Origin of the sequence: Streptomyces sp. NPDC059534 (assembly GCF_042743475.1) — a bacterium.
Lineage (GTDB): Bacteria > Actinomycetota > Actinomycetes > Streptomycetales > Streptomycetaceae > Streptomyces.
In genome coordinates, this window is the sequence record NZ_JBHWAQ010000001.1 from 57,130 (window position 1) to 83,207 (window position 26,078).

Genomic DNA, 26,078 nt, shown 5'->3' on the forward strand with positions numbered 1-26,078 from the left:
GTGACCGTCGACCCCACGCGGTCGGCTCGCGGGTCCCCGAGGCCGCCCATGCGCCCGAGGCCACGCATGCGCTCGATTCCCCGCCGGTCCGGTCCGGTCCGTCCCGGCCGGCCGCCCGAGAACGGCTTGTGACGGACAATTCTTATGGGGGGTGGGCAGGTAACCACCGACCACAGGGGTCGCCATGACCGAGCTGCCGGAAGCAGACGCACCCACCCGTGTCTTTCTCGTGGACGATCACGAGGTCGTCCGCCGGGGGCTGCGCGATCTGATCGACGACGAGCCCGACATGCAGGTGGTCGGGGAGGCGTCGACGGCCGGCCAGGCGCTGGCCAGAGGGCCGGCGCTGCGGCCGGACGTGGCCGTGCTCGACGTACGGCTGCCCGACGGGGACGGGATCTCGGTGTGCCGGGAGCTGCGCTCCCGCATGCCGGGGCTCGCGTGTCTGATGCTGACGTCGTTCGACGACGAGGACGCCCTCATCGACGCCATCATGGCGGGAGCGGCGGGCTACGTGCTCAAGCAGATCAAGGGCTCCGATCTCGTCTCGGCGGTACGGACCGTGGCCACCGGGCAGTCGATGCTCGACCCGGCCACCACCGCCCGTCTGATGCACTCGCTGCGCGAGTCCGAGGTGACGAAGCCCCCGGAGGACGAGCGGCTTGCCGTGCTGTCCGAGCGGGAGCGATCCGTGCTCGACCTGATCGGCGAGGGCCTCACCAACCGGCAGATCGCCAAGCGGCTGTACCTGTCGGAGAAGACGGTCAAGAACCACATCTCACGGCTGCTCGGCAAGCTGGGCGTGGAACGTCGCGTGCAGGCCGCCGTCATCGCGGCGCAGGTCCACGAGCACGACGCCGAGGGGCGTTAGCCGTCACTCCTGTACGGCCGCCAGGGGGACCCGCCATGCGAGAACGGTGCCGCCCGTCGGTTCGGGTCGTGCGCGAACCGACAGGTCGCCGCCCAGGTGCTCGGCCCGTTCGGTGAGGTTCCGCAGACCGCTGCGCGCGCCGCCCGGCGGGATACCGACCCCGTCGTCGCTGACCGTCACCGCCAGGACGCCGTCCTCGGCGACGACGGCCACCTCCGTGTGGCGGGCTCGTGCGTGCCGGGCCACGTTGGTGAGCGCTTCGCCGATGACCGCGATCACCTCCTCGGCCGCGTCGGGCGGCACGTCCGTGTCGAGGAGGCCCTCCATGCGCAGGGCGGGGGCGTGTCCGAGGGTCGGGGCGGCCGCGTCGACCGTGGTGACGATGCGGTTCCTGAGCCGCCGGGCGGCTCCGGGGGCGGGGTGTTCCCGCAGGCCGAAGATGCTCGACCGGATGATCTTGATGGTGGCGTCGAGGTCGTCGATCGCCCTGGTCAGCCGGTCCACGGCCTCCGGGTGCTCCACGAACCGGCGGGCGCTCTGCAGGGTCATCCCGGTGGCGAAGAGGCGCTGGATCGCGAGGTCGTGCAGGTCGCGGGCGATCCGGTCCCGGTCCTCCAGGAGGCTCACCTGCTCGGCGTCGCGGCGCCGGTCGGCGAGTTCGAGTGCCAGGGCCGCCTGCCCCGCGAAACCGGGAAGACCGCCGATCTCGGCTCCCGCGAACGGCGTCCGGCCGCGGCGCCGTGCAAGGATCAGCACGCCGCTGAGTCGTTCCTTCGTGCCGACCGTGACGGCGACCGCCGGGCCGAAGCCCCGCCAGCGCTCGGGCTGCACGGTGACCCTCCCGTCGTTCTCGACGTCCGCCGCCGTGACCAGGCCGTCCCTCGCCAGGGCTGCCGCCGCCAGGGTTCCCTCGGTGCTCGGGAGCACGACGCCCCGGTGCGCTTCGGCCCCGTCGCCGCGTGCGAGGGAGCCCCGCAGTTCACCGCCGGGACCGACCAGGTAGAAGACCCCCAGGTCGGCGCCCGTGATGTCGACCGCCTGCTCCAGCATCCCGCCCAGGACCTCGGACTCGTCGGCGCCGGACAGGAGGGCGCTGGTGAGGTCCGAGCTCGCCGCCAGCCAGCGCTGCCTGATTCCGCCCTCCTCGTAGAGGCGGGCGTTCTCGATGGCGATGCCGGCCGCGACCGCCAGTGTCGTCACGACGGCCTCGTCCTCGGCGTCGAAGTCGGCTGCTCCGCGCTTCTCCGTCAGATAGAGGTTGCCGAAGACCTCGTCGCGGACCCGGATGGGGACGCCGAGGAAGGTGTGCATCGGCGGATGGTGCGGCGGGAAGCCGTACGAGGCGGGATGCTCGGACAGCTCGGACAGGCGCAGTGGCTCGGGGTTGCGGATCAGTTCGCCGAGGATGCCGTGGCCCGAGGGCAGGTCCCCGATCCGGGCGCGCAGGTCGTCGTCGATGCCGATGGGAAGGAACGCGGACAGCTTCGCGTCGTCGCCGACGACGCCCAGGGCCCCGTACTCGGCGTCGACGAGCGTCACCGCCGCCTCCACGATGCCTCGCAGCACCTGGGGCAGATCGAGCTCCCTGCCCACGGACATGACGGCTTCGAGGAGGCCGTTGAGCCGGTCCCTGGCGCCCCGCACCCCGTCGATGCGCACCTGGAGCTCGTCGAGCAGCTCGTCCAGCCTCAGCCGCGGGATCCTGGCGTCAGCGGATCGCGGGTTCTCCCGGCCCATCGCAGCCTCCGCCTCCGTCCGGCCCTCCCGGCACACGCGACGCGCGTACCTTCACGGTAGTCCGAAGACGGCCCGCGCTCCTGTCGTCACGCCCTCGGGCGGGGATGCCTCCGCTGCCCCTCGGTCGGATGCCTCCGCTGCCCTCCCCACTGCACCGCGGCGCGTGCGGCCCGGTCCCGGGGTGGCCGAGGGCCGCTCAGGCCAACGACGATGGACCATTCGGCCCTCGCCGCGGCACCGCGCGCATCGCAGAGTGGGGAGGCGGGAAGCGCCCGCTCACCCTCCGATCCCTCCCACAGGAGGCGCGGCCATGAAACACATGAAGGTCGGCGGTCTCATGACCGACGACGTGGTCTCCGCCGTCCCCGCGACCTCGTTCAAGGCGATGGCGAAGCTGCTCGCCGAACGCGACATCAGCGGGGTCCCGGTGGTGGACGAGGACGATCACGTCGTCGGAGTCGTCTCCGAGAGCGACCTCCTGGCCCGCGACGACCGGACGGCGCGGGACCTGATGACCAGGCCGGCCATCACGGTCCACGCCGAGGAGACCGTGGCGGACGCGGCACGACTGATGGTGCGGCGCGGAGTCGAGCGTCTTCCGGTGGTCGACGAGGAGGAGCGGCTGGTGGGCATCGTGACCCGCCGGGACCTGCTCTGCGTCTACCTCCGCCCGGACGCGGAGATACGGCGCCACATCCGGGCGGACGTCCTCACGGATGCCATGGACCTGCCCCGGGACACCGTGGACGTGCACGTCCTCGACGGTGTGGTGACGCTCGCCGGTCGCGTCCGGTGGCGGAGCCAGGCCCTGATGATCGTCCGCCTCGCCGAGAGCGTGGACGGCGTCGTCGCCGTCGTGGACCGGTTGTCCTTCCACGAGGACGACACGCCTCCCGCCGCCCCTGCCCGCACCCCACACCCCCTCGCTCGGTGACCCACCGCAGACAGGACGAACCGTGTCTACCACCGCTCTGCCCCGATCTCTCGTGACGTCGCTGGTCCAGGACGCCGCCACGGCCCCCTCGATGCACAACGCGCAGCCCTGGAAGTTCGTCCACAGGACGGGCACCGGCGTCGTCGAGCTGTACGGCGACCCGCTGCGCCGCATGCCGCACGAGGACCCCGACCACCGCGCCCTCCACCTCGGCTGCGGCGCCGCCCTGTTCGCCCTGCGTGTGGCCGCCGCCCACAGGGGCCTGCACGGGGTCGTCCGCCTGCTTCCGCGGCCCGAGGACCCCTGGCACTTCGCCGACGTGGAGCTCCACGGCCCCGACGACACCGACCCCACCGACCCCACCGACCCCACCGACAGCGGTCTCGCCGCCCTCCACGCCGCTCTGCCGCAGCGGCACAGCAGCCGTTTCCCCTTCACCGAGGAGCGGATCCCCTCCGAGGTGGTCGACGGGCTGCGCGCCGCGGCCCTCCTGGAGGGATGCCGGCTGGTCGTACCGGGGGCCTGGCACACCGACACCGTGCTCGGGCTCGTCCACGACTCCGAGAGGTTCGAAGCCGCGGACGAGGCGGTGCGCGCGGAGATCGCGACCTGGGCGCGCACGGGTACCTCCGCCGAGGGCTCCGCGACCGAGGGCATCCCTGCCTACGCGTTCGGACCGCGGCAGTACGACGTGACCTCGCCGGTCCGTGACTTCGACGCGTCCCGGCACGTCACGGACCGCGCCGCGGCACGCTTCGAGAAGAATCCCCAGATCGCGCTCCTCGGCACGACCGAGGACACTCCGCGGCAATGGCTCACCGCGGGCCAGGCGCTCCAGCGGGTCCTCCTTCAGGCCACCCTCGACGGACTGTCCACCTCCCTCATGTCCCAGCCTCTGGAGTGGCCCGACCTCCGCTCCACCGCACGCGACCCGGGGTCCACGACGGGATTCGTCCACATGGTGATCCGGCTCGGCTACGGCCCGAGGGGGCGGGCCACACCCCGCCGCCCCGTCTCCGAGGTGCTCACCTTCGCCTGACGGACTTCCGAACGTGCGCCTGCTTCCGAACGTGCGCCTGACGGGCTTCAGAGCATGTCGGCCGGGGGCCGGCGGGTGAGCCGGTCACGGGTGGGCCGGTCATCCGGCGGCCGGGGCGCCAGGCACCTCGACGGCCGTGTGCTGGGGACCGCCGAGTACGACCTTGAGGGCGCCGGTGTCGGCCGCGCGGCCGAACACGTCGTACGCCTCCTCCATCTGCCCGAGTGCGAAGCGGTGGGTGACGAGTTCCGCCGCCGGCAGCCGACCGGCCGCCATCATGCGCAGCAGCATGGGGGTGGACGAGGTGTCCACGAGGCCGGTGGTGATGGTGACGTCCTTGATCCACAGGTCTTCGAGGTGCAGGACCGCCGGTTTGCCGTGGACGCCGATGTTGGCGACCCGCCCGCCCGGCCGGACCATGCGCGTACACGTCTCGAAGGTTTCGGGCACTCCGACGGCTTCCATGACGACATCGGCGCCCAGCCCGTCGGTGAGATCGGCGACGAGCTGCTCCGGGCCTTCGTCGGCCGTCGCGGTGGCGTCGGCGCCGAGCTTGCGCGCGGCGGCCAGCCGGGACTCCACGAGGTCGACCGCGACGATCCGTCCCGGGCTGTAGAAGCGTGCCGTGGCGATCGCCGCGAGCCCGATGGGGCCCGCGCCGACCACGACGACCGTGTCGGCCGGCCGGACGCCGCCGTTGAGGACGCCCACCTCGTAGGAGGTGGGGAAGATGTCGGCCAGCAGGACGGCGTCGAAGCTGTCGACGGCGCTCGGGAGCGGGTGCACGGACAGGTCGGCGAACGGCACCCTGACGTACTCCGCCTGCGTGCCGTCGACGAGGTGGCCGAGGACCCAGCCTCCCCCGCCGCGGCACTGGCCGTAGCGGCCCTCACGGCAGAAGCGGCAGCGCCCGCAGGCGGAGATGCAGGAGATCAGGACCCGGTCCCCGGGCCGCGCGGTACGCACGTCCCGGCCGGTCTCGACCACCGTCCCCACCGCCTCGTGACCGAGCACCCTGCCGGGCGTCACCTCCGGCACGTCCCCCTTGAGGATGTGCAGGTCGGTGCCGCAGATGGTGACGGCGTCGACCCGCACGATCGCGTCGCCGGGGTCCTTGATGCCGGGGTCGGGCACGTCCTGCCAGGCGACACGGCCCGGACCTTGGAAGACGGCTGCCTTCATGGCACCCACCCACTTCCCTGTAGCGCGTTCGGGGCCTCCCCCGATCAGGCTCGGCCGACGCCCCGCGGCGGCGCATGTGCCGAACGGCCCAGAGGTGGGACCCGATCGGACCCCGGGGCCCGGCCGGTCCGGTGCGAGGGTGGAGAGCGGATCACACTCCGAAGGAGGGCCGGCCATGTCCGAGGCAGCCCCCGATCCCGCTCGCCCTGTCCCGCGCCCCGCCCTGCTGAGCTTCCTGGGCGGCGTGGGCACGGTCACCGGCAGCAAGTTCCTCGTCGAGAGCGACCGTGCACGGATCCTCGTCGACTGCGGCCTCTTCCAGGGCTTCGCCGACCTGCGGCGGCGCAACTGGGAGCGGTTCGCCCGCGACGCCGCCGACATCCACGCCGTGGTCGTCACCCACGCCCATCTGGATCACTGCGGCTATCTGCCCCGCCTGGTCCGGCAGGGCTTCCGGGGACCGATCCTGACCAGTGCGCACACCGCCCGGCTCATCGGAATCGTCCTGCGCGACAGCGCACGGCTCCAGATGGAGGCCGCCCGGCACGCCGACGAGCACGGCTGGTCCAGGCACCGCCCCGCCAAGCCGCTGTACGACGACTCCGACGTGGAGAAGACGCTGGCGTTCCTCGACACGGTCCCCGTCGGCGAGGACGTGGAGATCACGGCCGGCACGAGGCTGCGGCTGCACCACGGCGGGCACATCCTCGGGTCGGCCTGGGCACACCTGACGATGGAGGACGGCCATACCCTGGCCGCCTCGGGCGACCTCGGCCGGCCCGGTCACCCCCTGCTGCGGCCGCCGGAGCCGTTCTCCGGCGCCGACGTCCTGCTCGTGGAATCCACCTACGGCGACCGGCGGCACGAGCAGGAGTCCGCACGGACCGCGTTCGCGGCCGTGATCGAGCGGACCGTCGCCAGAGGCGGCACCGTCGTCATCCCCTCCTTCGCCGTCGACCGCACCGAGGTCGTCCTGCACGAACTGACCCGTCTGCGCGAGAACGGGATCCTGCCCCGGTCTGTCCCCGTGTACGTGGACAGCCCCATGGCACTGGCCGCCCTGGACGTCTACCGGGACGCCGTACGCGAGCGTTCCGCCGAGCTGCGGCCCGAGATCCTGGCCCAGGGAGAGGCCGCGCTCAGCCCCGAGCCGTTCCAGGCGGCCAGGACGGTCCAGGAGTCCATCGACATCAACAGCGCGCCCGGCCCCGCCGTCGTCGTCTCCTCGGCCGGCATGGCCACCGGCGGCCGCGTCCTCCACCACCTGCACCGGCTCCTGCCCGACCCGCGCAACGCCGTGGTCGTGGTCGGCTTCGCCGCCGCCGGCACCCGCGCACGGGACCTGGTGGACGGGGCCCGCGTACTGAAGATGTTCGGCGAGTACGTGCCCGTACGGGCCGAGGTCGCCGACGTCCCCCACTTCTCGGCCCACGCCGACGCCGGCCAGATCGTCGACTGGCTCCGCGGCGCCCCTCCCCCGCACACCACCTACCTCGTCCACGGCGAACCGGGCGCCTCCGACGCCCTGCGCGACCGCATCGACCGCGAACTGGGCTGGACGGCCGTCGTACCCCGGTCCGGCGAGGCCGTCCTGGTCCGCTGACAGGACCCACGCCCGGTGACGAAAAGCCATGACCCCGCAGCCGTTCGCCGTCGCCGACGTGGCCGGCTCGACGCGGGTCGGGAGCTCCTCGCCGGCGAGCGGCTTCATCAGGTAGTCGTCGGTGCCGGCGCGCCGGCCGCGGGTCCGGTCCGCGGCGTCGTTCCTCGCTCGCAGCGGCGCGTCACCGCCCGCATACTGGGAAGTCCCGGCTCCCTCCCTGGAGGGCTGCATGGACAACCACACACGTGGCACTCCTGGCGATCCGCCCGGCGAGGGCCATGCCGGCGGCGTCGGGCGACTCGCACGTGCGCTGCCCTCGCTGTGCCTGGTGATGGGGGTGGTCTTCCAGCTCAGCACCCCGAGGGAGCTGACCGGAATGCCGTTCTTCGCCGCGGCTCCGCTGATCTCGGCGCCGCTCTTCAGCAGCCTGGCGACCGTCCTCTACGGTGGCGCCGGGTTGCTGGCGATCACCACCTACTACGCGGTCACCGGGCACATGGGGGGCGTCACCGCGGCGCATGGCCTGGTCACCGAGCTGGCCACGCTGGTCTTCGTCACGGCGATCGCCGTCCTCCTCAACCGTGTCGTGCACCGGGACCGCAACCGCCTCGCCTCGGCCAGGGGCGTCGCCGAGACCGCCCAGCGGGCCGTGCTCCCGACCCCCGAGCACCGTGTGGACGGGCTGAGGCTGGGCGCCCGTTACGAGGCCGCGCAGGAGGACACGCTCATCGGCGGCGACCTGTACGCGGCCCGGTCCACCCCGCACGGCGTACGGCTCCTCATCGGCGACGTCCGCGGCAAGGGGCTGGGGGCCATCGAGACGGTGTCGGTGATCCTGGGGGCGTTCTGGGAGGCGGCTGACCGGGAGGGCTGCCTGTCCGGGGTGGCGGGCAGCCTGGAACGCGCGCTAGCCCGGGAAGGGGCCCGCCGTGCGGGCATCGACGACACGGAGGGCTTCACCACCTGCGCTCTCGTGGAGATCCCCCCGGGGCACGAGGAGCTGCGCGTCCTGAACCTGGGCCATCCCGAGCCGCTGCTGCTCCACCGGGACGGGACGGTCGCCCAGCTGACGCCCGGCTCCTTCTCGCTCCCGCTGGGGCTGGGGGAACTCGCTCCCGGGCCGGGCGAGATGACGACGTGTGCCTTCCCGCCGGAGTCCACCCTGCTGCTCTACACGGACGGACTGTCGGAGGCGCGGAACACCGCGGACGTCTTCTACGATCCCGTCACCCACCTCAGCGGCCGGACCTTCGCGACGCCGGACCGTCTCCTCGACGCGCTCGTCGCCGACGTCCGCCGCTTCACCGCCGGTGCGCGCTCCGACGACATGGCCCTGCTGGCCGTCCGCCGCCCGCTGAGTCGACCGGGTGACCGTACCGGCCGATAATGGACTGCATGTCCCCGAAAACTGCGAAGCAGCCGCATGGGCCGTCGACCCTGACGGTCAAGGGGCGGGACATGCGCATCCGTACGATCGGATTCGTGATCCTCGCCGCCCTGGCCGTCTGGTTCATCGCGGCCAACACCGGTTCCGTCACCGTCAGACTGTGGATTCCGGAGGTCACGCTCCCGCTGTGGATCGTCCTGACCGTCACCCTCCTCGTGGGCATCGTCCTCGGCCTCCTCATCGCCCGGCGCCGCGCGCAGCGGTGAGACGCCGGACGGAGGTCCGTACCGGCAATGCCGGGCCCCTTGTGGCCGGTCGTCCGCTCAGGCCGTGAACTCGGCTCGCAGGACGTGCTTGGTGACCTTGCCCGAGGGGGTGCGCGGGAGCTGCGGCCGGAGGGCGAGTTCGCGGGGGATCTTGTAGCGGGCGAGGCGCGGCTCCAGCCAGGCGCAGAGTTCGTCCAGGGTCGGCTCGGTGTCGTCGCGCGGCACCACGACCGCCACGACGGTCTCCCCCCACTGGGGGTGCGGGCGGCCGACGACGGCGACGTCGAGGACGTCGGGGTGGCCGCGCAGGGCGCCCTCGACCTCCTGGGAGGCGACGTTCTCGCCACCGGTGATGATGACGTCCTGCATGCGGTCGACGATGGTGACGAAGCCGTCCTCGTCGATCCGGCCGACGTCGCCGCTGCGGTACCAGTCGCCGGCGAAGGCCAGTGCCGTGGCCTCCTCGTCGTCGAGGTAGCCCACCATGCGGGTGTCCGAGCGCAGCCGGATCTCCCCGGTCTCGCCCGGTGCGGCGTCCGTGCCGTCCTGCCGGACCACCCTGAGGTCGACGCCCGGCATGCCGCCGCGGCCGATGGAGCCCGCCTTCCCGACCTGCTCGTCGGGTGACAGGGAGGAGCCGACGGGGCCCATCTCGCTCATCCCGTAGACCTGGTGGAAGGCGTCGGAGCCGTATGCCTTCATCAGGGTGCGGGCCGTGTCGGCGTCCAGCGGGCCGGCGCCGTAGATCCAGGAGCGCACCGAGGTCAGGTCGAAGGCGTCGAGGTCGGGCACGGTCCGCAGGGGGGTGATCAGGGCGATGGGAGCCCCGAACACCGCGGTGGTCCGCTCCCGTTGGATCGTCTCCAGCATGCCGCGCGGGTGGTACTCGTGCTGGAGCACGACGGTGCCGCCCATGAAGACGGTGCCCAGCACCCAGTTGTTGAGCGGGGAGGCGTGCCAGATCGGCATGCAGATCAGGAAGCGCTCGTCCCGGCGCAGCGGGACGGCGGCCGAGGTGTACGCGGCGGTCAGGGCGATGCCGCGGTGGGTGTGCACACAGCCCTTGGGGGTACCCGAGGTGCCGGAGGTGTACAGGATCTGGGCGGTGCCGGTGTCCGGCCCTCGTGCGCCGGTCCATTCCGGGGCGCTTTCCAGCAGGGCCTCGAAAGAGCCCTCGGTCCGCTCGCCGGGCCGCTCGCCGGGGTGGCTGACCAGTACCGGGACGTCGGTTCCCGCGGCGGTGCCGGCGATGTACGCGAGGGCCTCGTCGACGAGGGCGAGCCGGGCGCCGCTGTGCCGCAGCAGGCGCTCGACCTCCACGGCCCGGAGCTTGTGGTTGACGGGCACCAGGGCGGCGCCCGCGTGCCAGGCGCCGAAGGCGGCGATGACGAAGGCGGGCGTGTTGTACGTCATGACGGCGAGCCGGTCGCCCGGACGCAGGCCCGCGTCGCGCAGTACGGCCGCGGCGCGGCGCACGTCGGCGGCGAGTTCCGCGTAGGTCCAGCGCTGCTCGCCGTAGACGAGGGCTTCCTTGCGGCCGGACTTCCGGACGGCGCTGTCCAGCATGGCACTGAGGTGCATCCCGTGCTCCTGATGGTTCTTGCCAGGGCGTCCCCGCTTCTGGCGTGAAGGTCTGAACGATGATTCACTGCTTCCATGGCATATCGCAAGACCCCGGCCGAGCTGGCACGGCTCAGCAGCGCGCGGGAGCATCTGATCCAGCAGGCCACCGACGTCGTGGCCGAGGTGGGCTGGGCACAGGCATCGGTGAACGCCGTCGCCGCCGCGGCCGGGATCGCCGCCGGCTCGGTCTACCAGCACTTCCCGTCCAAGGCGGCGCTGGCCGTCGAGGTCTTCCGGCGCGCCTCCGGCCGTGAGGTCGAGGTGCTGGGTGAGGTGCTGCGCAGCGCCGGCGACCCCGTGGAGCGGCTCGCCCGGGGCGTCGAGGTCTTCGCCCGGCGCTCCTTCGAACGCCGCGGCCTGGCCTACGCCCTGCTCGCGGCTCCCGCCGAGCCCGCCGTGGGCGCCGAGCGCCTGGAGTTCCGGCGGCAGTACCGGACGCTGTTCGCCGAGGTCGTGCGGGAGGGGGTCGCCTCGGGCGTGCTGCCGCCGCAGAACGCGGACGTCACCGCCGCCGCCCTCACCGGTGCCATCGGCGAGGTGCTGGTGGACCCGCTCGGCGCGGCCGCCGAGGGCTCCGCCGAAGAACTGGTCACCGAGATCACCGCGATGTCCCTGCGCTGCCTGGGCGCGGGGCAGGCCCCGTCGGACTGACCGGCCGGACCCGCCGCACCGCCCTCCCCCACGACCCCGTCACTCGTTCCCGACGACCGCGAAGGACGCGACCATGACCACCACCTCCGGCAGCCGGCCGGTCAGCAACCCCACCGCGCACACCCACGAGGTGACCAACCAGGCTCCCCCGCTGGTCGGCCACGACGTCGCCGACGACCCGGTCCTGCTGGAGGGCGTACGCCGCGAGGGCGCCGGGTGGTACCTCGACGACCTGCACCGGATCGGCCGCCGCACCGGCAGCGAGGAGGTGCAGCGCTGGGCCGAGGAGGCCAACCGCCACGAGCCGGAGCTGCGGACCCACGACCGCTACGGCAACCGCGTCGACGAGGTCGACTTCCACCCCTCGTACCACTCCCTGATGGACGTCGCGATCGGCGAGGGCCTGGCCGGCGCGGCGTGGGCCGACGAACGGCCAGGCGCCCATGTGGCGCGCGCGGCGGGCTTCATGGTGTGGAGCTCCGCCGAGGCGGGCCACGGCTGCCCCGTCTCCATGACGTACGCCGCGGTGCCGGCGCTGCGCCGCTCCCCCGAACTGGCCAAGGAGTACGAGCCGCTGCTGACCGGCAGGGTGTACGACCCGGGGCTGCGGGCCCCGGGCACCAAGCGCGGCCTGCTCGCCGGGATGGGCATGACGGAGAAGCAGGGCGGCACCGACGTCCGCACCAACACCACCACGGCCGTACCGAACGCCGACGGCAGCTGGCGGCTCCGCGGCCACAAGTGGTTCACCAGCGCGCCGATGAACGACCTGTTCCTCGTCCTCGCCCAGGCCCCGGGCGGCCTGTCCTGCTTCCTGGTCCCGCGCGTCCTGCCCGACGGCGGCCGCAACACCTTCCGCATCCAGCGGCTCAAGGACAAGCTCGGCAACCGCTCCAACGCCAGCAGCGAGCCCGAGTTCGACGACACCGTGGCCTGGCTGGTCGGTGACGAGGGCAAGGGCGTGCGGACCATCATCGACATGGTCACCATGACCCGTCTGGACTGCATCCTCGGCTCCGCGTCGGGCACGCGCGCCGCCCTCGCCCAGGCCGCCCACCACGCCCGCCACCGCTCGGTGTTCGGCGCCCGGCTCATCGACCAGCCGCTCATGCGCAACGTCCTCGCCGACCTGGCCCTGGAGTCGGAGGCCGCCACCACCCTCGCCCTGCGGGTCGCGGGCGCGGCCGACCGCGCCCAGCGCGGCGACGCCGGCGAGCGGGCGTTCCTCCGTCTGGCCACCGCGGTCGGCAAGTACTGGGTGTGCAAGCGCCAGCCGGCGGCCGTGGCCGAGGCCCTGGAGTGCCTGGGCGGCAACGGTTACGACGAGGCTTCGGGCATGCCGAGGCTGTACCGCGAGGCCCCGCTGAACGGCATCTGGGAGGGCTCCGGCAACGTCAACGCCCTCGACGTGCTGCGTGCGCTCGTCCGCGAACCGGAGTCCCTCGACGCCTTCCGCGCCGAGGTGGAGGCGGCCTCGGGCGCCGACGCCCGGCTGGACACCGCATGGCGGGAGGTCCTGGGCGAACTGGCACGCCCCGAGGACGCCGAGCTGCGCGCCCGCCGCCTCGTGGAACGCCTGGCACTCGTCCTGCAGGGCTCCCTCCTCGTACGGCACGCCCCCGCTCCGGTGGCGGACGCCTTCTGCGCCTCACGGCTGGCCGGCGACCGCGGCCTCGCCTTCGGCACCCTCCCGGCGGCCACCGACCTGGCGGCCGTCCTCGACCGCCTGCCCGCCGGCCTGCGGTAGGCCGGCGCCGGCCCGCGTCCTCGAAGGAGGGGCGGGCCGGGGGGGACGACTCCCCCGGGCCCGCTCCACCGGCCCCGACTCGGGCCGCCTCACGGGGAATCGCCTGGGGTCGGCATCCGGAGGATGCGGCGACAGGCGGGCGACTCCCGTGCGTCACGGCCGGTCGACGGCGCCGCTCAGAGCTGGTTGATCGGGCGCATCGCCAGCCCCTCGGTGCCGGCCCAGCCGTTCACGCGCGCCGCGTTGTCGTAGGAGACGGAGTCGAGACCGTCGGGCAGCTCGAAGACGAGTGTGCCGCCGAGCTCGGTGCCCTCGCCGGCGACCAGGGTGGCGGTGAACCGCTTGGCCTGGTCGTACTGCGCCTCGCCGCCCTCGTCGTTGCCGAAGACGTACAGGCCGGTGTACGCCTTGCCGCCTCCTTCGACGACGAGGGGCTCGGTGTCCGGCTTGCCGAGCGTCTCGACGATCGGGGCGCTGTTGCCGGCCCCGAGCCGTACCATCGGCGCCTCGTTGAGGACGCACGGCGTCCTGGTGCCGTTGGTGACGGTCAGCATGAAGTGGCGGGGCGTCTCCCCGGCCGCGTCCTGAAGCTCGACGCCGGTGTCGAGGTCCGTGACCTTGCAGTCCTCGTACTTGGTGCCGTTGCCGCCGCCGGTCTCGCCGCTGTCTCCGGTCGCCCCGCCGCTCCCGCTGCCGCTGCCGGTGCCGGCGTCGCCCGAGGGCTCGGCACTCTTCGAGGTGGACGGGCTCGCCGACGCGGAGCCCGAGGAGGGGCCGGCCGACGTGGCGCCCGGAGCGGCGCCGTTGTCATCGCCCGCCGAGGGCTGGCACGCCGTGGCCGCCAGCAGGGCCGCGGCCACGGCCGCCCCCACGAGTGTGCCGCGCAGGCCCCGGCGTATCGAACCGGCCCTGATCGCCTTCGAGTTCATGGTGTGTTCCTATTCCCCCGTGACCGGACTCCGGGCCCGGTCGGTGTGCACGCTGCACAGCCATTCTCGTCACTGCCGCTCAGTCAGTTCACCTTCGGTCCGCGTTTGTTACAGCTCTCGTATGAACCGGGCCGCCATGACGTGACCATGGCGACCCTGTCCGCGCTCGGCGTCGGGTCAGACCGCCGATGTCCCGCCTTCCGCCGGGGCCGGGCGCCGGGCGTAGGTGAAGAGGTGGTCCTCGGGGGCGGCGCGGTCGTCGTCCGGGGCGAAGACCGACAGCGCGTGGTGGAGGACGTCGAGGCCGCAGTCCTCTCGCTGGAGTCGCACGTACTCCTCCGCCGAGAAGCTGGAGACCCTGACCGTGCGCTCCATCCAGACGATCTCGACGTCCTCCACGTCGGCGGGCACGGTGGCCGTCACCAGGAAGCCGCCCGGGGCCAGCCAGCCGGCCATGCGCCGGAGGGCGGCGGTCGCGTCCGCCCGGCTCATCATCATGAGCGGGAAGAACGCGCACACCGCGTCGAAGCCGCCCTCCGGCGCGTCGAAGGCACGCACGTCGCACTGCTCGAAGCGGGCGCCGGGCACCTGCGCGCCGGCGAGGGCGACCATCTCGCCGGACACGTCGATGCCGGTCACCTCGCAGCCGGCGCGCACGAGGAGGTCGGCCACCGGACGTCCCGTACCGCTGCCGACGTCGAGGACCCTGGCGCCCTCGCCCAGCCGTGCGGTGAGCCACTCGATCGCCTCCAGCTGGGCCGGCAGCCGGACGAAGGCGCGCTCGTACTCGATCCCCAGGCCGTCGAACAGCTCCGCCGCCGACACCGGCCGCCCCTTCGTACCGTCGTGTTCCATTCCGGGTCCCTTCCTCGTGAGGTACGTACGGTTCGCACCCCGGGCGGGCCTGCCCGCCCGGGGCTTCCGGCGCAACATTGGCACCGGGACCTCCGCCGCGTCCCGCATTCCGCACGTTTGTCCGTGAGGCGAGGTGGAAGAAGTGAATCCGACGGTCGGCCGGCCGCGTCGCGGCCGGGGCGGCCGGGCCTGCTCGGCGCCATGACTCGAACGGGAGCCATCGTTGCGTTTCTACGCCCAGACACCCGCACGCCGGAACCTCCAGGTCCTCGTGGACCTGATCGCCGTGGCCCTCATCGCCGCCGTGGTGTGGGCGGCCCTCGTCGTCCGCGACACGATCATGCTGCTGGCCGAACCGGGGCGAAGGGTGGAGAGCTCCGGCGACAGCCTCGCCGAGGAACTCGGGAACGCGGGAGACGCCGCTTCCGACGTGCCGTTCATCGGCGGTGTCCTGAAGAGGCCGCTCCAGGCCGCGGCCGACGCCAGCTCCGGGTTCGCCGACGCGGGCGTCTCGCTCCAGGAGACGGTCCGCCAGGTGGCCGACGTGACCACGACGGCCCTGATCGTCATTCCGGTGTTCTTCGTCCTGCTGCTGTGGCTTCCGCCGCGTCTGCTCTGGATCCGGCGCAGTGCCACCCTGCGCCGTCTCGTCGAGGCTCCGGGAGGCGCCGACCTGCTCGCCCTGCGTGCCCTCACCGGCCCTCCGGGCGCCCTGGACAAGCTGCCGGCCCCGCCCGGCGGATGGGCCGACGCCTGGCGTCAGGGAGATCCGCAGGCCGTCGCCGACCTCAGCGCGGTCGCGCTCAGACGCGCCGGACTGCGGCCCTGAGGGGCCCGCGGAGACCGGTACCTCGTACGGTCTCCGGCGCTTCCGCCCGTCTCGTGCTCCCGGACACCGGGGCCGACGTCGTAGCCTGGTAACCGCCGCGGACGTTCGGCGCGGCCGGACGCCACGAGTGGGAGGGCAGCATGGACAAGGGCCTCTGGCTCACGGTGGCCGTGGTGCTGGTACTGGTGGTGGTGGCGGGATACGCGGCCGTGCTGCTCGTACGTGTCCTCCGGGCGCGCAGACTGCTGAGGGACGCGGGCATCCCCTTGCAGTCCAAGGCCCTGTTCTGGGCAGCGGTCGTCTACACGGTCTCGCCGGTCGATCTGATCCCGGACCCGGTCTACCTGGACGACATCGGCGTACTCCTGGTCGCCCTGCGGGTGCTCCACACGGCGGCCGCCAAGCGAGGGACGGCGTCCAAGACCCTCCCCGAAGGCCCCGAGGCGTAGACGACCGGTCCGCGCGTCCATGCTCCTCACCGGAGTCGTCACGGACGTCATGGAGGGTTCTACGCGCATCGAATTCGGCGCCGCCCTATCGGAAGACACCATGCGGAATCGCCGTGGTTGGAGCTATGCCCACAACTGCGCGCGAAAGGGCGAAATACATAACCGGCCAGGAGAGAATTCCGGACGCACTGTCCAAAAAAAGCAAGAGGAAATCCGTGCGACCTAGATTCTTCGGCATCACCGCCTCCGTGGCCGCGTGCGGACTACTGGGCTCCCTCGTCACCGCCTGCGGCTCACCGGCGAGCGACGGGACGACGCTGCGCCTGGTGGCCCCCGAGTACGGCGACAGCCCGGGAACCGGCTCCAAGGCGTACTGGGACAAGCTGACCGCCGCCTTCACCGCCGCTCACCCCGGCAAGAAGGTCGAGGTGACGATCTACCCGTGGGCCGATGTCGACCGCGAGGTCACCCGCATGGTCGGGGAGGGCAACGCCCCGGACGTCGCCCTGATGGGCGCGTACTCCGACTTCGCCGCACAGGGCCGGCTCTACTCCGCCGACGAGGTGCTGTCGATCAGAGCGGAGGCGAACTTCCTGCCGCCGCTCGTGGCGGCGGGCTCCGTCGACCACACCCTCTACGGCCTGCCCTTCGTGGCCAGCAGCCGGCTGCTCTTCTACAACGAGGAGCTGTTCGACAAGGCCGGTGCGGAGCCGCCGAAGACCTGGTCGGACCTGAGGGACGCGGCCAAGGCCCTGAAGAAGGAGGGCGTGCTCTACCCGTACGCGCTGCCGCTCGGCCCCGAGGAGGCGCACGCCGAAGCCCTGATCTGGGAACTGAGCAACGGCGGCGGTTACACCGACATCAGCGGCGCCTACAGCATCGCGTCCGAGCAGAACACGCAGACGTTCCGCTGGATCAAGGACAACCTGGTCGGGCCCGCGCTGACCGGCCCCGTCCCGCCGGCCGAGCTCAACCGGCAGGACGCCTTCGCGGCCTTCCTGCGCGGCGACGTCGGCATGGTCAACGGCTATCCCTCGCTCCTCCACGAGGCGAGGGCGAAGGGCATGAAGGTCGGCACCCTGAGCATGCCGGTGTCGGACACGCTCGGCGAAGGAAAGACCCCGCCGTCGGCGGGCGTCGCCGACTGGATGATGGCCTTCAAGCACGACGGCAATCGTGAACTGGTGGGCTCGTTCCTGGACTTCGTCTACGAGGACAAGAACCTCAACGAGTTCGCCGGGCGCTACCACCTTCTGCCCTCGACCGTGTCCGCCGGCCTGGCCTCCCAGGGCGCGGGCGCGGACCCCGGCACCGAGCAGTTCCTGACCGCGCTGCGCGGCGCCCAGCTCTACCCGGTCAACGAACCGTCCTGGCTCGAGGTCAGCAACACCATCAAGCGGAACATCGGCAAGGCCGTCGCGCCGTCCGCCGACCCGAAGGTCGTGCTGGAGGACATCGCCCAGCGGGCCTGGGATGCGACACAGCAGAAGTAGCGCCCTTTCGCTTCCCGTCGATTCCCTTCCCGGTCAATCCCGCAGGGACAGTTCGGCGATGACATGGGTGCCGCCCGGCCTCACGTGGACCGTGCAGCGCAGTGCGTACGCCTGGACGATCTCCAGGCCGCGCCCGCCGCAGACGAGCTCCCCCTCGTACCGGGGGCGGCCGGGGCGAGACCGCCAGTGGCCGTTGTCCTTGACCTCGACGGCGAGTGTCGAGAGGTCGGCGGAGAGCAGCAGGGCGACGTCCGGGCCGCCGCTGTGCCGTACCGCGTTGCCCACCAGCTCGCTCACCACGAGGCGCAGGGCGTCGTCGACTCCGGTCGGCAGGCCCCAGTGCGCCGCCACGCCACGGGCGAACCGCCGCAGCGCCGGGACCGAGGCGGCGGTCGCCGCCGTCAGGCATCCTGCGGTCCGCCGTTCGGCGCCCGGCCGGCCCGGTCGCCGCGCGGGGGTGGCGGGCCGGTCGTGGGCCAGAAGGACCGGACGGAGGTCCGGGGTGGTGCTGGGCATCGGGTCTCCCGAGACTGCGGATGGTGTCCCCCGCTCTCCACGATCGGCCCCGGGCCCCCGGGAAACAATCCGGGTGGGCTGCTTTAGGGGTACGCAAGCCAGGCCCGTACGCGCGGGTAGCATGCCCACCCCGCGGGCCCTGCGGCTCCTCAGCTGTCGGGGCCGGGCTCCCCGAGCGCGCCCGCGACGTCCTTGCGGGTGGTGCCCAGCTTGCGGAGCACGCTGGCGACGTGGTTCTCGACGGTCCGCGGCGACAGGACCAGCGTGTCCGCGATGGCCTGGTTGGTCGCGCCGGACGCCAGCAGCTCGGCCACCTGCCGTTCGCGGGGCGACAGCCGGTCCCCGTATCCGCGGCGGCCGGGGGTGCCGGGCCGGGGGAGGCCGAGATCGCGCGCCAGATGTCCGCAGCGGGACACGTCGGCCTGCGCGCCGAGCGCGGTGTACGTGTCGACGGCCGCCGTCACGAGCGCCGCGGCCTCCTCGGGGTCGTCGGCCAGGGCCAGCGCGTGGCCCTGGCGTTCCGCGGCGCGCGCCGCCTCGTACGGACGGCCGATGTCCAGCCACCCGCGGCGGGCGGCCGCGAACTCCTCCGCCGCGTGAGCGGGGTCGTCGTCGAGACCGAGAAGTCCGCGGGCCACGTGGATCTCCGCCTCGGCCGCCGGTGCCTCCCGGCCCCGGAGGCCCTGGTGCGCCTCCTCGACGAGTTGCCGGGCCGAGGCGCGTTCGTGGCAGGCGAGTGCCGCCTCGACGGCCACGGGGACCAGTCCCGTCGCCTTGGGCCATGCCTGCGCGCGGCGGAGGACGGCGAGGGCGGGTTCGGCCGCGGCCCACGCCTCCCGCCCGGCTCCCTGGGCGAGCCGGACGGACATGAGGCCGGCGGTGGCGCGCAGCTGGGTGCCGATGGCGATCTGCCGTGCCCCGTGCCGCGCCGCCTCGTCGAACCGCTCCAGGGCCAGGTCCCGCCGGCCTCGCGCGAACGCCAGCGTGCCGGAGGCGAGCAGGCTCTCCGCGCGGGGCACGCTGGTGTCCGGGTATTCGGCGATCAGGGCGTCGAAGCGGTCCTCGAGACCGTCCCAGCGGCCGGCGAGGGTGTCCAGGCAGAGTTCGAGCACGCGCCCGTAGCACTCCACGACGACCGCGCCGGTGCGGCGGCCCTGGTGCCGGCTCTCCGCGGCCAGTGCGGCGGCGCGGACGTCGTGCCCGAGCGCGATGGCCGACTCGGCGACGTTGTGGAGCGCCCGGGCGGTCTGCCAGAGCTGGGCCGGGGAGTCCGCCTCCCGGGGCAGCCCGTCGAGGAGGTCCCAGACGGCGTCGTCCCCGCGCCAGCTGAGCAGGGTCATGTACGTGGCGTCGAAGGCGCCCTGGAGGGTGTCGTCCCCGCTGTCGTCGAGCGTCCGGCGGGCCCGGTCCATCCAGCGTTCCGACCACGCGGGCCCGGCCCGCTCGTCGAGCGCGAGGGCGAGCATGCCGCGGCCGGCCGTCACCGGACGCTCGGCGAGCTCCTCGACCGCGAGTTCGAGTTCCCGCACCCATGACGGGGAGTCGGCCTCGTTGAGCAGCAGCAGGCCGAGTCCCATGCGGATCTCCCCGCGGACCGCCCTCGGCAGGTGCGGGTCCTCCACGAGGCCCCGCAGCAGCCGCGCGGCGGCCGTGAAGTCGACCCCGTTGTAGGCGATCCGCGCGAGCGCGGTGGCGGCCGCGGAGCGGCGCTCGGCGTCGAGTCCGGGCTCGGCGAGGATCTGGTGGAGCAGTGCGGCGGCGGTGCCCTGGTCGCCGACGGCGGCGGCCTGCTCGGCGGCCTCCTCGGCGCGGCTGAGCCACGCGGCGCGGTCGCCGAGCGCCAGCGTGTGGTGGGCGATCTGCACGAGCGGGGCCGGCGTCCGTTCCTGAAGCGCCGCGACGGCGGAGCGGTGCAGTCGGCTCCGTCGTGGCGCCGGGGTGTGCCGGTACGCGACCTGCTGGGCCAGGACGTGCCGGAACGCGTACCGGTGGTCGTCCGTCTCGCGGAGCAGGGAGCTGCGCAGGGCCTCGATCAGCCCGTCGGTGCCGGCCTCGGCGTCCAGTCCGGCGACGGCGGCGAGCAGCGCCTCGTCCGAGGGGACGGCGAGCACGGCCGCGGCGGCGACGATCGCGGCGGCGGACGGCGAGAGTCCGGCCAGCCGTTCGGTGACCGCCTCCCGGAGTCCCTTCGGGACGTCGGTGTCCTGGAGGCGCCGGACCGCCTCCCGCTGGTCGGCCGTGCCACCCTGCTCGACGAGGGTGAGCAGATCCTCCTCGGCGACCAGGGGCAGGCCCTCGCTCCGTTCGTACAGGGCGGACGCCAGCGCGGGCGTGGCGACCGGGCCCAGCGCGGCGGCGGCCAGTTCCCGGACCTCGTCCGCGGTGAGCGGGCCGAGCCTGATCACCGCGCCGGCCGCGCCCGTGGGATGGCGGTACGCGGCGCCGAGCACCGACGTGTCGGGGGGCAGGTCCTCGGCGCGGTAGGTGAGAACGAGGCTCAGCTCGTCCGGCAGGTCACGGGCGAGCAGCAGAAGCAGATCCCTGGTGGCCTCGTCCACCCAGTGCATGTCCTCGATGATCAGCACGGTCGGTCCGAGGGCGGCGAGGAGAGCGCGTACGCCGTGGAGCAACCGGAGCCGTTCGGCCTGATCCCCTCCCCCTTCCCGGGAGGGTGGCGGGAGCCGGTCGGCGAGGGCCGGAAGGAGCCGGACGAGTGCGCCGACGGCGTCGGGCAGTCCGCCTTCCGGCAGCCATGGACCGGCCTTGGTCAGCGCGTCGGACACCGGCCCGTAGGGGAAGGGCTCCCGCAGGGGCTGGCAGAAGCCGGTGAGTACCGGTCGGCCCTCCGCGCGCAGCGCCGCGTCGGCCTCGCCGACCAGCCGCGACTTCCCGATCCCGGCTTCGCCCTCGATCAGCACCACCGCGGGCGGGTGCCGCACCGCGGTGGTCAGCAGGTCCAGCTCGCGATGGCGCCCGACGTAACGGAACGTGCCCACCGTCGTGGCCGCTGCCCGGCCGAGTGACCCCGCCACGTGCTCACCCACTTCGCCCCCGGACGTCCCCGGCACTTCCACCCTAAGCGCGGGTGTCCCGGCGGACGACCGGACGAGGGCCCGGTACGGCGACCGCGGCCGGGCCCTCCCGTCCCGGGTCGACGGTCCGTGGGCGCCACGGAACCGCGCCCGTGACAGGACCGTCGACCCGAGGCGTCCCGCTCAGGCCAGGACGTGGAGAGCGGCGGGCTGCACACGGAGGGTCACCGGCAGGGTCGCGTCGACCTCGCCGTCGGCGCCGTACGGCAGGGGGCGGTCCGCTTCGATGCGGATCTCCTTGCCACGCAGGACCTCGACCTGGGGGCGGGCCAGGTGTGCGCCCGTCTTCAGCTCGTTCATCATGGCGAAGAAGAGACGCTTGGGCGCTTCCTTGATGACGACGACGTCCAGCAGGCCGTCGTCGACGCGCGCGTCCGGTGCGACCTTCCTCCCGAATCCGTAGAAGCCGGAGTTGGCCGCGACCACCGTGTAGCCGGTGCGCTCGTGCGGCTCCCCGTCGATCGTGATCCGGTAGGCGGCGGGCTTCCAGGCGAGGACCGCCCGCAGGCCGCCGGCGTAGTACGAGGCGGCGCCGCGCAGGACCCGGGTGGTGTTGGCGTGGTGGTTGGCCACCGCGTCGACGCCCGCGTACACGCTTCCCAGGACGCAGATCCGCCCGTGTGCGGCGGACTCCACCTCGATCGTGTCGACGGCTCGCGGCTCGCCGTGGAGCAGTATCTCGGCGAGGCGCGGTGCGTCGGTGGGCAGGTCGAGGGCGCGCGCGAAGTCGTTGCCGCGGCCCGCGGGCACCAGGCCGAGCACCGTGTCGGTACCGCTGAGGGCGCCGCCGACGCAGCCGGCCATGCCGTCGCCCCCGACGGCGAGCACGACGTGCCCCTGTGCTCCGGCCTGCTGGGCGAGCTCGCGGGCGTGCTCCAGGCTGCGGCTGTAGACGGTGTCGAGCCGGGCGCCCGCCTCGCGCAGCAGCCGGGCCAGCGGGAGCAGGCCCGCCGTGCCGCTGGAACCCCCTGCGGTGGGGTTGACGACGGCGGTGAACTGTCGCATGGGTCTGGCCTCCGGACGGCAGAAAGAGGGGTTCAGCGGACGGGGATGAGGACTCCGGGGCTGAGCACGCCCGACGGGTCGACCTCGGCCTTGACCGCCTGCAGCATACGGATGCCGAGGGGGCCGATCTCGCGGGCGTACCAGTCGCGGTGGTCGGTGCCGACGCCGTGGTGGTGGCTGATGGTGCCGCCCGCCGCCAGGATGGCGTCGTTGGCCGCCCGCTTCACCGGTTCCCAGTGCGCGACGGCGTCCTCGCCCTGGGCGGAGACGACGGTGAAATAGAGGGAGGCGCCGTTCTCGTACGTGTGCGAGATGTGGCACATGACGAGCGGCGGGGTGCCGGCCTCGGTGAGGGTGCTCGTGAGGGCGTCGCGCACCGCGGCGTACAGGCCCGGGATCGCGGACCAGAAGGCGGCCGTCTCCAACGTCTCGGCGAACGCGCCGGCGTCGAGGAGCGCGTCGCGCAGGTAGGGGGCGTTGTACCGGCCGTGCTCCCAGCGGTCGCCGGGCTCCTCGCCGATGAACTCGCCGTCGCAGGCGAGGAGGATCTCGCGGGCGGCGGCGCGCCGGGCGGCCGTCTCGTCCTCGGTGCCCTCGTAGCCGACGATCGCCATGCAGCCCGGGTTCTGCGGGAGTTCGGTGCCGCCGATGGCGTCCGGCTGCGCGAGGCCGATGAAGGTCTCCGACTCGTCCGACAGGCGCAGGACCGTGGGCCGCGGGCCGTCCTGGGCGAGTCGGCGCAGCGCCGCCGTCCCCGCCTCGAAGGAGGCGAAGCGCCAGCCCTCGTAGATCCGCTTGGCGGGGAGCGGGCGGATGCGCACGGTCACGGCCGTGATCACTCCGAGGGCGCCCTCGGAGCCGAGGATCAACTGGCGCAGGTCGGGTCCTGCCGCCGAGCGCGGGGCCCGGCCGGTCTCCAGGGTGCCCTCGGGGGTGGCGACGGTGAGGCCGAGGACCATCTCGTCGAAGCGGCCGTATCCGGCCGACGCCTGACCGCTGGAGCGGGCCGCGGCGAAGCCGCCGACGGTCGCCCACTCGAAGGACTGCGGGAAGTGTCCGAGCGTCCAGCCCTGCTCGTTGAGCAGCGCCTCGCACTGCGGGCCGCGCAGTCCGGGCCCCAGCGTCGCGGTACGCGACACCTCGTCGACGGCCAGGAGCCCGTCGAGCCGGCGCAGGTCGAGGGCGACGAACGGCCGCTTCGTGGTGGGCGCGAGGCCGCCGACGACGGAGGTGCCGCCGCCGAAGGGCACGGCGCTGACGCCGTGGTCGGCGCAGGCGCGCAGGACGGCGAGGACCTCGTCGTGGCTGGCGGGCAGCACGACGGCGGCCGGGATGTCGTCGACCTCGCCGGCGCGGATGCGCAGGAGGTCGGGGGTCGACTTGCCGCGGGTGTGCCGGATGCGGCTCTCGGCGTCCTCCCGCAGGGCGTCGGGTGCGGCGACGGCGGCGCTCAGCGCGGCGCGGGCCTCGTCGGTCAGGGCCGGGGCGGGCGGTTCGATGTCGGCGAGGGCGGCGGGGCCGCTCTCGCGCGGGGTGACGCCGAGCAGGTCCCGCAGGAGGCCGGTCACCGCTTCGGGCAGCGGTGCCGCCTTGGCCGGGTCGCCCCAGCCACTCCACAACATGTCCACTTCGACTGGGTTCCTCACGGTCTGTTTCACGGACGCGCTGCCACTCGGCCCGCGCTGGTATTACACTGTGACAGATGACGCCCATTCGTCACAACCATGCGGACGCAGATCCCGTCCTCGACGCCGCACGCGACTGCGTGCTCGCCGTCGGCGTACGGCGCACCACTCTCACCGACGTCGCCCGGCGCGCGGGCGTGTCCCGGATGACGCTCTACCGGCGCTGGCCCGACGTGCGCAGCCTCGTCGGCGACCTGATGACCCGTGAGTGGATCGGCGTCGCCGCCGACGCCATGCCTCCCTCCGACGACGAGCGCCCCGAACGGGAGCGGATCGTCGAGGGGCTCGTCGCGGGAGCCGCGGCGTTCCGGGCCCACCCGCTCTTCCACAAGATCCTCGACGTCGACCCCGAGCTGCTGCTGCCGTACATCCTCGACCGCCGCGGCGCCAGCCAGGACGCCCTGCTCGGACTCCTCCACTCGGCCCTGGAGGAAGGCCACGAGGACGGTTCCGTACGCCGCGTCCGGCCGGACCTGCAGGCCCGGTCCCTGCTGCTCGTCGTCCAGTCCTTCACGCTCTCGCTGCGCACCATGACCGACGAGACCGATCCCGAACTGAGCGAAGCCGCCTTCCTCGACGAGCTGCGCACCCTGCTGGAGAGGACCCTCACCCCATGAACCCCACGAGCAGCACCGCCCTGCCCGGCTCCTCGCTCAACGCCGAGCGGCGCCGGCGCGAGCTGAGCCGGCTCGCCGACGGCGACACCGTCGACGTCCTCGTCGTCGGGCTCGGCGCCACCGGGGCCGGAGCCGCGCTCGACGCGGCCACCCGCGGACTCACCGTCGCCGCGATCGACGCACACGACCTCGCGTTCGGCACGTCCCGCTGGAGCTCCAAGCTGATCCACGGCGGACTGCGCTATCTCGCGTCCGGACAGCTCGACGTCGCGCACGAGAGCGCCGTCGAACGCGGCATCCTCATGGAGCGCACCGCCCCCCACCTCGTCCGCGCCCAGCCCTTCGTCCTCCCCCTCACCCCGCTCGTCAGCCGCGGCCAGGCCGCCCTCGCCCGCTCCGGCTTCCTCGCCGGCGACCTGCTGCGCGTCTCCGCCCGCACCTCGCGCCGCACGCTCCCCCGGCCCCGGACCCTGTCCGCCGTCGAGACCCGGCACCTCGCCCCCGCCCTGCGCCCCACCGGACTGCGCGGCGGCCTGCTCTCCTGGGACGGCCAGCTCTCCGACGACGCCCGCCTGGTCACCGCGATCGCCCGCACCGCGGCCGCCCACGGCGCCCTCGTCCTCACCCGCACCCGCGCCGTCGAACTCCGCGGCGACGGCGCGACCGTCCGCGACGAGACCACCGGCCAGGAGCTGCGCATCCGCGCGCGTACCGTGATCAACGCGACCGGGGTCTGGGCGGGCGGCCTCGTCGACGACATCCGCCTGCGCCCCTCGCGCGGCACCCATCTCGTCCTGCGCTCCGAGGACCTCGGCCGTCTCTCCGCCGGCCTGCACATCCCGATCCCCGGCGAGTCCAACCGCTTCGTCCTCGTCCTGCCCCAGGGCGACGGCCGCGTGTACGTGGGCCTCACCGACGAACCCGTCGACGGCGACGTCCCCGACGTGCCGGACGTCCCCGAGACCGACATCGGATTCCTCCTCGACGTCCTCGGCTCGGCGCTCGACGTCACCCTCCACCGGACCGACGTGGTCGGAGCCTTCGCGGGCCTGCGCCCCCTCCTCGACACCCAGTCGGCGGGGGGCCGCACCGCCGACATCTCGCGCAAGCACGCCGTACTCACCTCGCCCGACGGCGTCGTCACCGTCGTCGGCGGCAAGCTGACCACCTACCGCCGCATGGCCCAGGACGCCGTCGACGCGGCCGTGGCCGGCCGCGGCCTCACCGCCGGCCCGTGCCGCACCCCGTCCGTCCCCCTCGTCGGCGCCGCCCGGCCGCGGACCCTCGCCGGGCTCGACGTCCCGCCCCGTCTCGTCCACCGCTACGGCTCCGAGGCTTCGGCCGTACACGCCCTCGGTCTCACGGACCCGGCGCTCGCCGAGCCCGTCGTCCCCGGCCACCCCGTCACCGGCGCCGAACTCCTGTGGGCCGTACGCCACGAGGGCGCGCTCGACACCTCCGACCTCCTCGACCGCCGCACGCGCATCGGCCTGGTCCCCGGGGACCGCACCCTGGCCGAAGCGGCCGCCCGCGACGCGCTGGCCGAGCGGTAGTCCGAATGGCGTGTC

At 73.5% G+C, this 26,078-nt stretch carries 22 protein-coding genes; 13 read left to right on the forward strand and 9 right to left on the reverse strand.

Annotated elements, in window-relative coordinates:
• The first annotated feature begins 184 nt into the window (after positions 1-184).
• On the forward strand, positions 185-871 hold the full coding sequence (locus ACFVZH_RS00185) for a response regulator (RefSeq protein WP_384890670.1): 687 nt from the start codon (positions 185-187) through the stop codon (positions 869-871).
• A gap of 3 nt (positions 872-874) precedes the next feature.
• Here ACFVZH_RS00185 and ACFVZH_RS00190 read toward each other — a convergent pair whose 3' ends face one another.
• Positions 875-2,608: a GAF domain-containing sensor histidine kinase gene (locus tag ACFVZH_RS00190; protein WP_384890673.1), complete on the reverse strand. Its 1,734-nt coding sequence runs from the start codon at positions 2,606-2,608 to the stop codon at positions 875-877.
• A 310-nt stretch (positions 2,609-2,918) separates the two neighbouring features.
• Between ACFVZH_RS00190 and ACFVZH_RS00195 the strand changes: the two genes are divergently transcribed.
• A complete protein-coding gene (locus ACFVZH_RS00195; RefSeq protein ID WP_384890676.1) occupies positions 2,919-3,542 on the forward strand; it encodes a CBS domain-containing protein in 624 nt (207 codons plus the stop codon).
• Positions 3,543-3,564: 22 nt separating this feature from the next.
• On the forward strand, positions 3,565-4,581 hold the full coding sequence (locus tag ACFVZH_RS00200) for an Acg family FMN-binding oxidoreductase (RefSeq protein WP_384890679.1): 1,017 nt from the start codon (positions 3,565-3,567) through the stop codon (positions 4,579-4,581).
• Positions 4,582-4,680: 99 nt separating this feature from the next.
• On the opposite strand, the gene ACFVZH_RS00205 is transcribed toward ACFVZH_RS00200, so the two are convergent.
• Positions 4,681-5,763 carry a zinc-dependent alcohol dehydrogenase family protein gene (locus ACFVZH_RS00205; RefSeq protein ID WP_384890682.1) on the reverse strand — a complete coding sequence of 361 codons (1,083 nt, stop codon included), beginning with the start codon at positions 5,761-5,763 and terminating at the stop codon, positions 4,681-4,683.
• Positions 5,764-5,938: 175 nt separating this feature from the next.
• Here ACFVZH_RS00205 and ACFVZH_RS00210 point away from each other — a divergent pair, with 175 nt between their 5' ends.
• The 3 genes from ACFVZH_RS00210 to ACFVZH_RS00220 all read left to right on the forward strand — a co-directional run bounded on the left by ACFVZH_RS00210 (position 5,939) and on the right by ACFVZH_RS00220 (position 9,019).
• Positions 5,939-7,366, forward strand: a complete 1,428-nt coding sequence (locus ACFVZH_RS00210; RefSeq protein WP_384890685.1) for an MBL fold metallo-hydrolase RNA specificity domain-containing protein — start codon at positions 5,939-5,941, stop codon at positions 7,364-7,366.
• A gap of 229 nt (positions 7,367-7,595) precedes the next feature.
• On the forward strand, positions 7,596-8,753 hold the full coding sequence (locus ACFVZH_RS00215; protein ID WP_384890688.1) for a PP2C family protein-serine/threonine phosphatase: 1,158 nt from the start codon (positions 7,596-7,598) through the stop codon (positions 8,751-8,753).
• A gap of 71 nt (positions 8,754-8,824) precedes the next feature.
• Positions 8,825-9,019 (forward strand): lipopolysaccharide assembly protein LapA domain-containing protein, encoded by a 195-nt coding sequence (locus tag ACFVZH_RS00220; protein WP_384890691.1) that lies wholly within the window; start codon positions 8,825-8,827, stop codon positions 9,017-9,019.
• Between the two features lie 57 nt (positions 9,020-9,076).
• On the opposite strand, the gene ACFVZH_RS00225 is transcribed toward ACFVZH_RS00220, so the two are convergent.
• Positions 9,077-10,600 carry a class I adenylate-forming enzyme family protein gene (locus ACFVZH_RS00225; protein ID WP_384890694.1) on the reverse strand — a complete coding sequence of 508 codons (1,524 nt, stop codon included), beginning with the start codon at positions 10,598-10,600 and terminating at the stop codon, positions 9,077-9,079.
• Positions 10,601-10,675: 75 nt separating this feature from the next.
• Between ACFVZH_RS00225 and ACFVZH_RS00230 the strand changes: the two genes are divergently transcribed.
• Both ACFVZH_RS00230 and ACFVZH_RS00235 read left to right on the forward strand, forming a co-directional pair.
• Positions 10,676-11,293 (forward strand): TetR family transcriptional regulator, encoded by a 618-nt coding sequence (locus tag ACFVZH_RS00230; protein WP_384890697.1) that lies wholly within the window; start codon positions 10,676-10,678, stop codon positions 11,291-11,293.
• Positions 11,294-11,366: 73 nt separating this feature from the next.
• Positions 11,367-13,040 carry an acyl-CoA dehydrogenase family protein gene (locus ACFVZH_RS00235; protein WP_384890699.1) on the forward strand — a complete coding sequence of 558 codons (1,674 nt, stop codon included), beginning with the start codon at positions 11,367-11,369 and terminating at the stop codon, positions 13,038-13,040.
• Between the two features lie 176 nt (positions 13,041-13,216).
• Here ACFVZH_RS00235 and ACFVZH_RS00240 read toward each other — a convergent pair whose 3' ends face one another.
• Positions 13,217-13,969, reverse strand: a complete 753-nt coding sequence (locus ACFVZH_RS00240) for a DUF4232 domain-containing protein (protein WP_384890702.1) — start codon at positions 13,967-13,969, stop codon at positions 13,217-13,219.
• A gap of 177 nt (positions 13,970-14,146) precedes the next feature.
• A complete protein-coding gene (locus ACFVZH_RS00245) occupies positions 14,147-14,824 on the reverse strand; it encodes a class I SAM-dependent methyltransferase (RefSeq protein ID WP_384890705.1) in 678 nt (225 codons plus the stop codon).
• A 223-nt stretch (positions 14,825-15,047) separates the two neighbouring features.
• On the opposite strand from ACFVZH_RS00245, the gene ACFVZH_RS00250 reads away from it, so the two are divergent.
• The 3 genes from ACFVZH_RS00250 to ACFVZH_RS00260 all read left to right on the forward strand — a co-directional run bounded on the left by ACFVZH_RS00250 (position 15,048) and on the right by ACFVZH_RS00260 (position 17,595).
• Entirely contained in the window at positions 15,048-15,653 is a 606-nt protein-coding gene (locus ACFVZH_RS00250; protein ID WP_384890708.1) for a hypothetical protein, read from the forward strand.
• Positions 15,654-15,793: 140 nt separating this feature from the next.
• The gene (locus tag ACFVZH_RS00255) at positions 15,794-16,102 is read left to right on the forward strand and encodes a YkvA family protein (RefSeq protein WP_384890711.1); all 309 of its coding nucleotides are present in this window, start codon (positions 15,794-15,796) and stop codon (positions 16,100-16,102) included.
• A gap of 215 nt (positions 16,103-16,317) precedes the next feature.
• A complete protein-coding gene (locus ACFVZH_RS00260; protein WP_384890714.1) occupies positions 16,318-17,595 on the forward strand; it encodes an extracellular solute-binding protein in 1,278 nt (425 codons plus the stop codon).
• Between the two features lie 33 nt (positions 17,596-17,628).
• Here the strand turns inward: ACFVZH_RS00260 and ACFVZH_RS00265 are convergent, their stop codons facing one another.
• The 4 genes from ACFVZH_RS00265 to ACFVZH_RS00280 form a co-directional block, all read right to left on the reverse strand.
• A complete protein-coding gene (locus ACFVZH_RS00265; protein ID WP_384890717.1) occupies positions 17,629-18,111 on the reverse strand; it encodes an ATP-binding protein in 483 nt (160 codons plus the stop codon).
• A 149-nt stretch (positions 18,112-18,260) separates the two neighbouring features.
• Positions 18,261-21,143, reverse strand: coding sequence for an ATP-binding protein (locus ACFVZH_RS00270; RefSeq protein WP_384890719.1), 2,883 nt, complete (start codon positions 21,141-21,143; stop codon positions 18,261-18,263).
• A 183-nt stretch (positions 21,144-21,326) separates the two neighbouring features.
• Positions 21,327-22,208, reverse strand: coding sequence for a diacylglycerol/lipid kinase family protein (locus ACFVZH_RS00275; RefSeq protein WP_384890721.1), 882 nt, complete (start codon positions 22,206-22,208; stop codon positions 21,327-21,329).
• A gap of 32 nt (positions 22,209-22,240) precedes the next feature.
• Entirely contained in the window at positions 22,241-23,836 is a 1,596-nt protein-coding gene (locus ACFVZH_RS00280; protein WP_384890723.1) for an FAD-binding oxidoreductase, read from the reverse strand.
• Between the two features lie 74 nt (positions 23,837-23,910).
• On the opposite strand from ACFVZH_RS00280, the gene ACFVZH_RS00285 reads away from it, so the two are divergent.
• Both ACFVZH_RS00285 and ACFVZH_RS00290 read left to right on the forward strand, forming a co-directional pair.
• Positions 23,911-24,510 (forward strand): TetR/AcrR family transcriptional regulator, encoded by a 600-nt coding sequence (locus ACFVZH_RS00285; RefSeq protein ID WP_384890726.1) that lies wholly within the window; start codon positions 23,911-23,913, stop codon positions 24,508-24,510.
• Positions 24,507-26,063 carry a glycerol-3-phosphate dehydrogenase/oxidase gene (locus ACFVZH_RS00290; protein ID WP_384890729.1) on the forward strand — a complete coding sequence of 519 codons (1,557 nt, stop codon included), beginning with the start codon at positions 24,507-24,509 and terminating at the stop codon, positions 26,061-26,063. The genes ACFVZH_RS00285 and ACFVZH_RS00290 overlap by 4 nt, the downstream gene beginning before the upstream one ends.
• Positions 26,064-26,078: the final 15 nt, after the last annotated feature.

What these genes read in the sequence shown, in the direction of transcription:
- ACFVZH_RS00240 (WP_384890702.1), bottom strand. Translation starts at nt 13,969, where the DNA reads ATGAACTCGAAGGCGATCAGGGCCGGTTCGATACGCCGGGGCCTGCGC.
- ACFVZH_RS00230 (WP_384890697.1), top strand. Translation starts at nt 10,676, where the DNA reads ATGGCATATCGCAAGACCCCGGCCGAGCTGGCACGGCTCAGCAGCGCG.
- ACFVZH_RS00215 (WP_384890688.1), top strand. Translation starts at nt 7,596, where the DNA reads ATGGACAACCACACACGTGGCACTCCTGGCGATCCGCCCGGCGAGGGC.
- ACFVZH_RS00245 (WP_384890705.1), bottom strand. Translation starts at nt 14,824, where the DNA reads ATGGAACACGACGGTACGAAGGGGCGGCCGGTGTCGGCGGCGGAGCTG.
- ACFVZH_RS00225 (WP_384890694.1), bottom strand. Translation starts at nt 10,600, where the DNA reads ATGCACCTCAGTGCCATGCTGGACAGCGCCGTCCGGAAGTCCGGCCGC.
- ACFVZH_RS00275 (WP_384890721.1), bottom strand. Translation starts at nt 22,208, where the DNA reads ATGCGACAGTTCACCGCCGTCGTCAACCCCACCGCAGGGGGTTCCAGC.
- ACFVZH_RS00205 (WP_384890682.1), bottom strand. Translation starts at nt 5,763, where the DNA reads ATGAAGGCAGCCGTCTTCCAAGGTCCGGGCCGTGTCGCCTGGCAGGAC.
- ACFVZH_RS00265 (WP_384890717.1), bottom strand. Translation starts at nt 18,111, where the DNA reads ATGCCCAGCACCACCCCGGACCTCCGTCCGGTCCTTCTGGCCCACGAC.
- ACFVZH_RS00290 (WP_384890729.1), top strand. Translation starts at nt 24,507, where the DNA reads ATGAACCCCACGAGCAGCACCGCCCTGCCCGGCTCCTCGCTCAACGCC.
- ACFVZH_RS00195 (WP_384890676.1), top strand. Translation starts at nt 2,919, where the DNA reads ATGAAACACATGAAGGTCGGCGGTCTCATGACCGACGACGTGGTCTCC.
- ACFVZH_RS00255 (WP_384890711.1), top strand. Translation starts at nt 15,794, where the DNA reads ATGGACAAGGGCCTCTGGCTCACGGTGGCCGTGGTGCTGGTACTGGTG.
- ACFVZH_RS00235 (WP_384890699.1), top strand. Translation starts at nt 11,367, where the DNA reads ATGACCACCACCTCCGGCAGCCGGCCGGTCAGCAACCCCACCGCGCAC.
- ACFVZH_RS00185 (WP_384890670.1), top strand. Translation starts at nt 185, where the DNA reads ATGACCGAGCTGCCGGAAGCAGACGCACCCACCCGTGTCTTTCTCGTG.
- ACFVZH_RS00220 (WP_384890691.1), top strand. Translation starts at nt 8,825, where the DNA reads ATGCGCATCCGTACGATCGGATTCGTGATCCTCGCCGCCCTGGCCGTC.
- ACFVZH_RS00210 (WP_384890685.1), top strand. Translation starts at nt 5,939, where the DNA reads ATGTCCGAGGCAGCCCCCGATCCCGCTCGCCCTGTCCCGCGCCCCGCC.
- ACFVZH_RS00285 (WP_384890726.1), top strand. Translation starts at nt 23,911, where the DNA reads ATGACGCCCATTCGTCACAACCATGCGGACGCAGATCCCGTCCTCGAC.
- ACFVZH_RS00190 (WP_384890673.1), bottom strand. Translation starts at nt 2,608, where the DNA reads ATGGGCCGGGAGAACCCGCGATCCGCTGACGCCAGGATCCCGCGGCTG.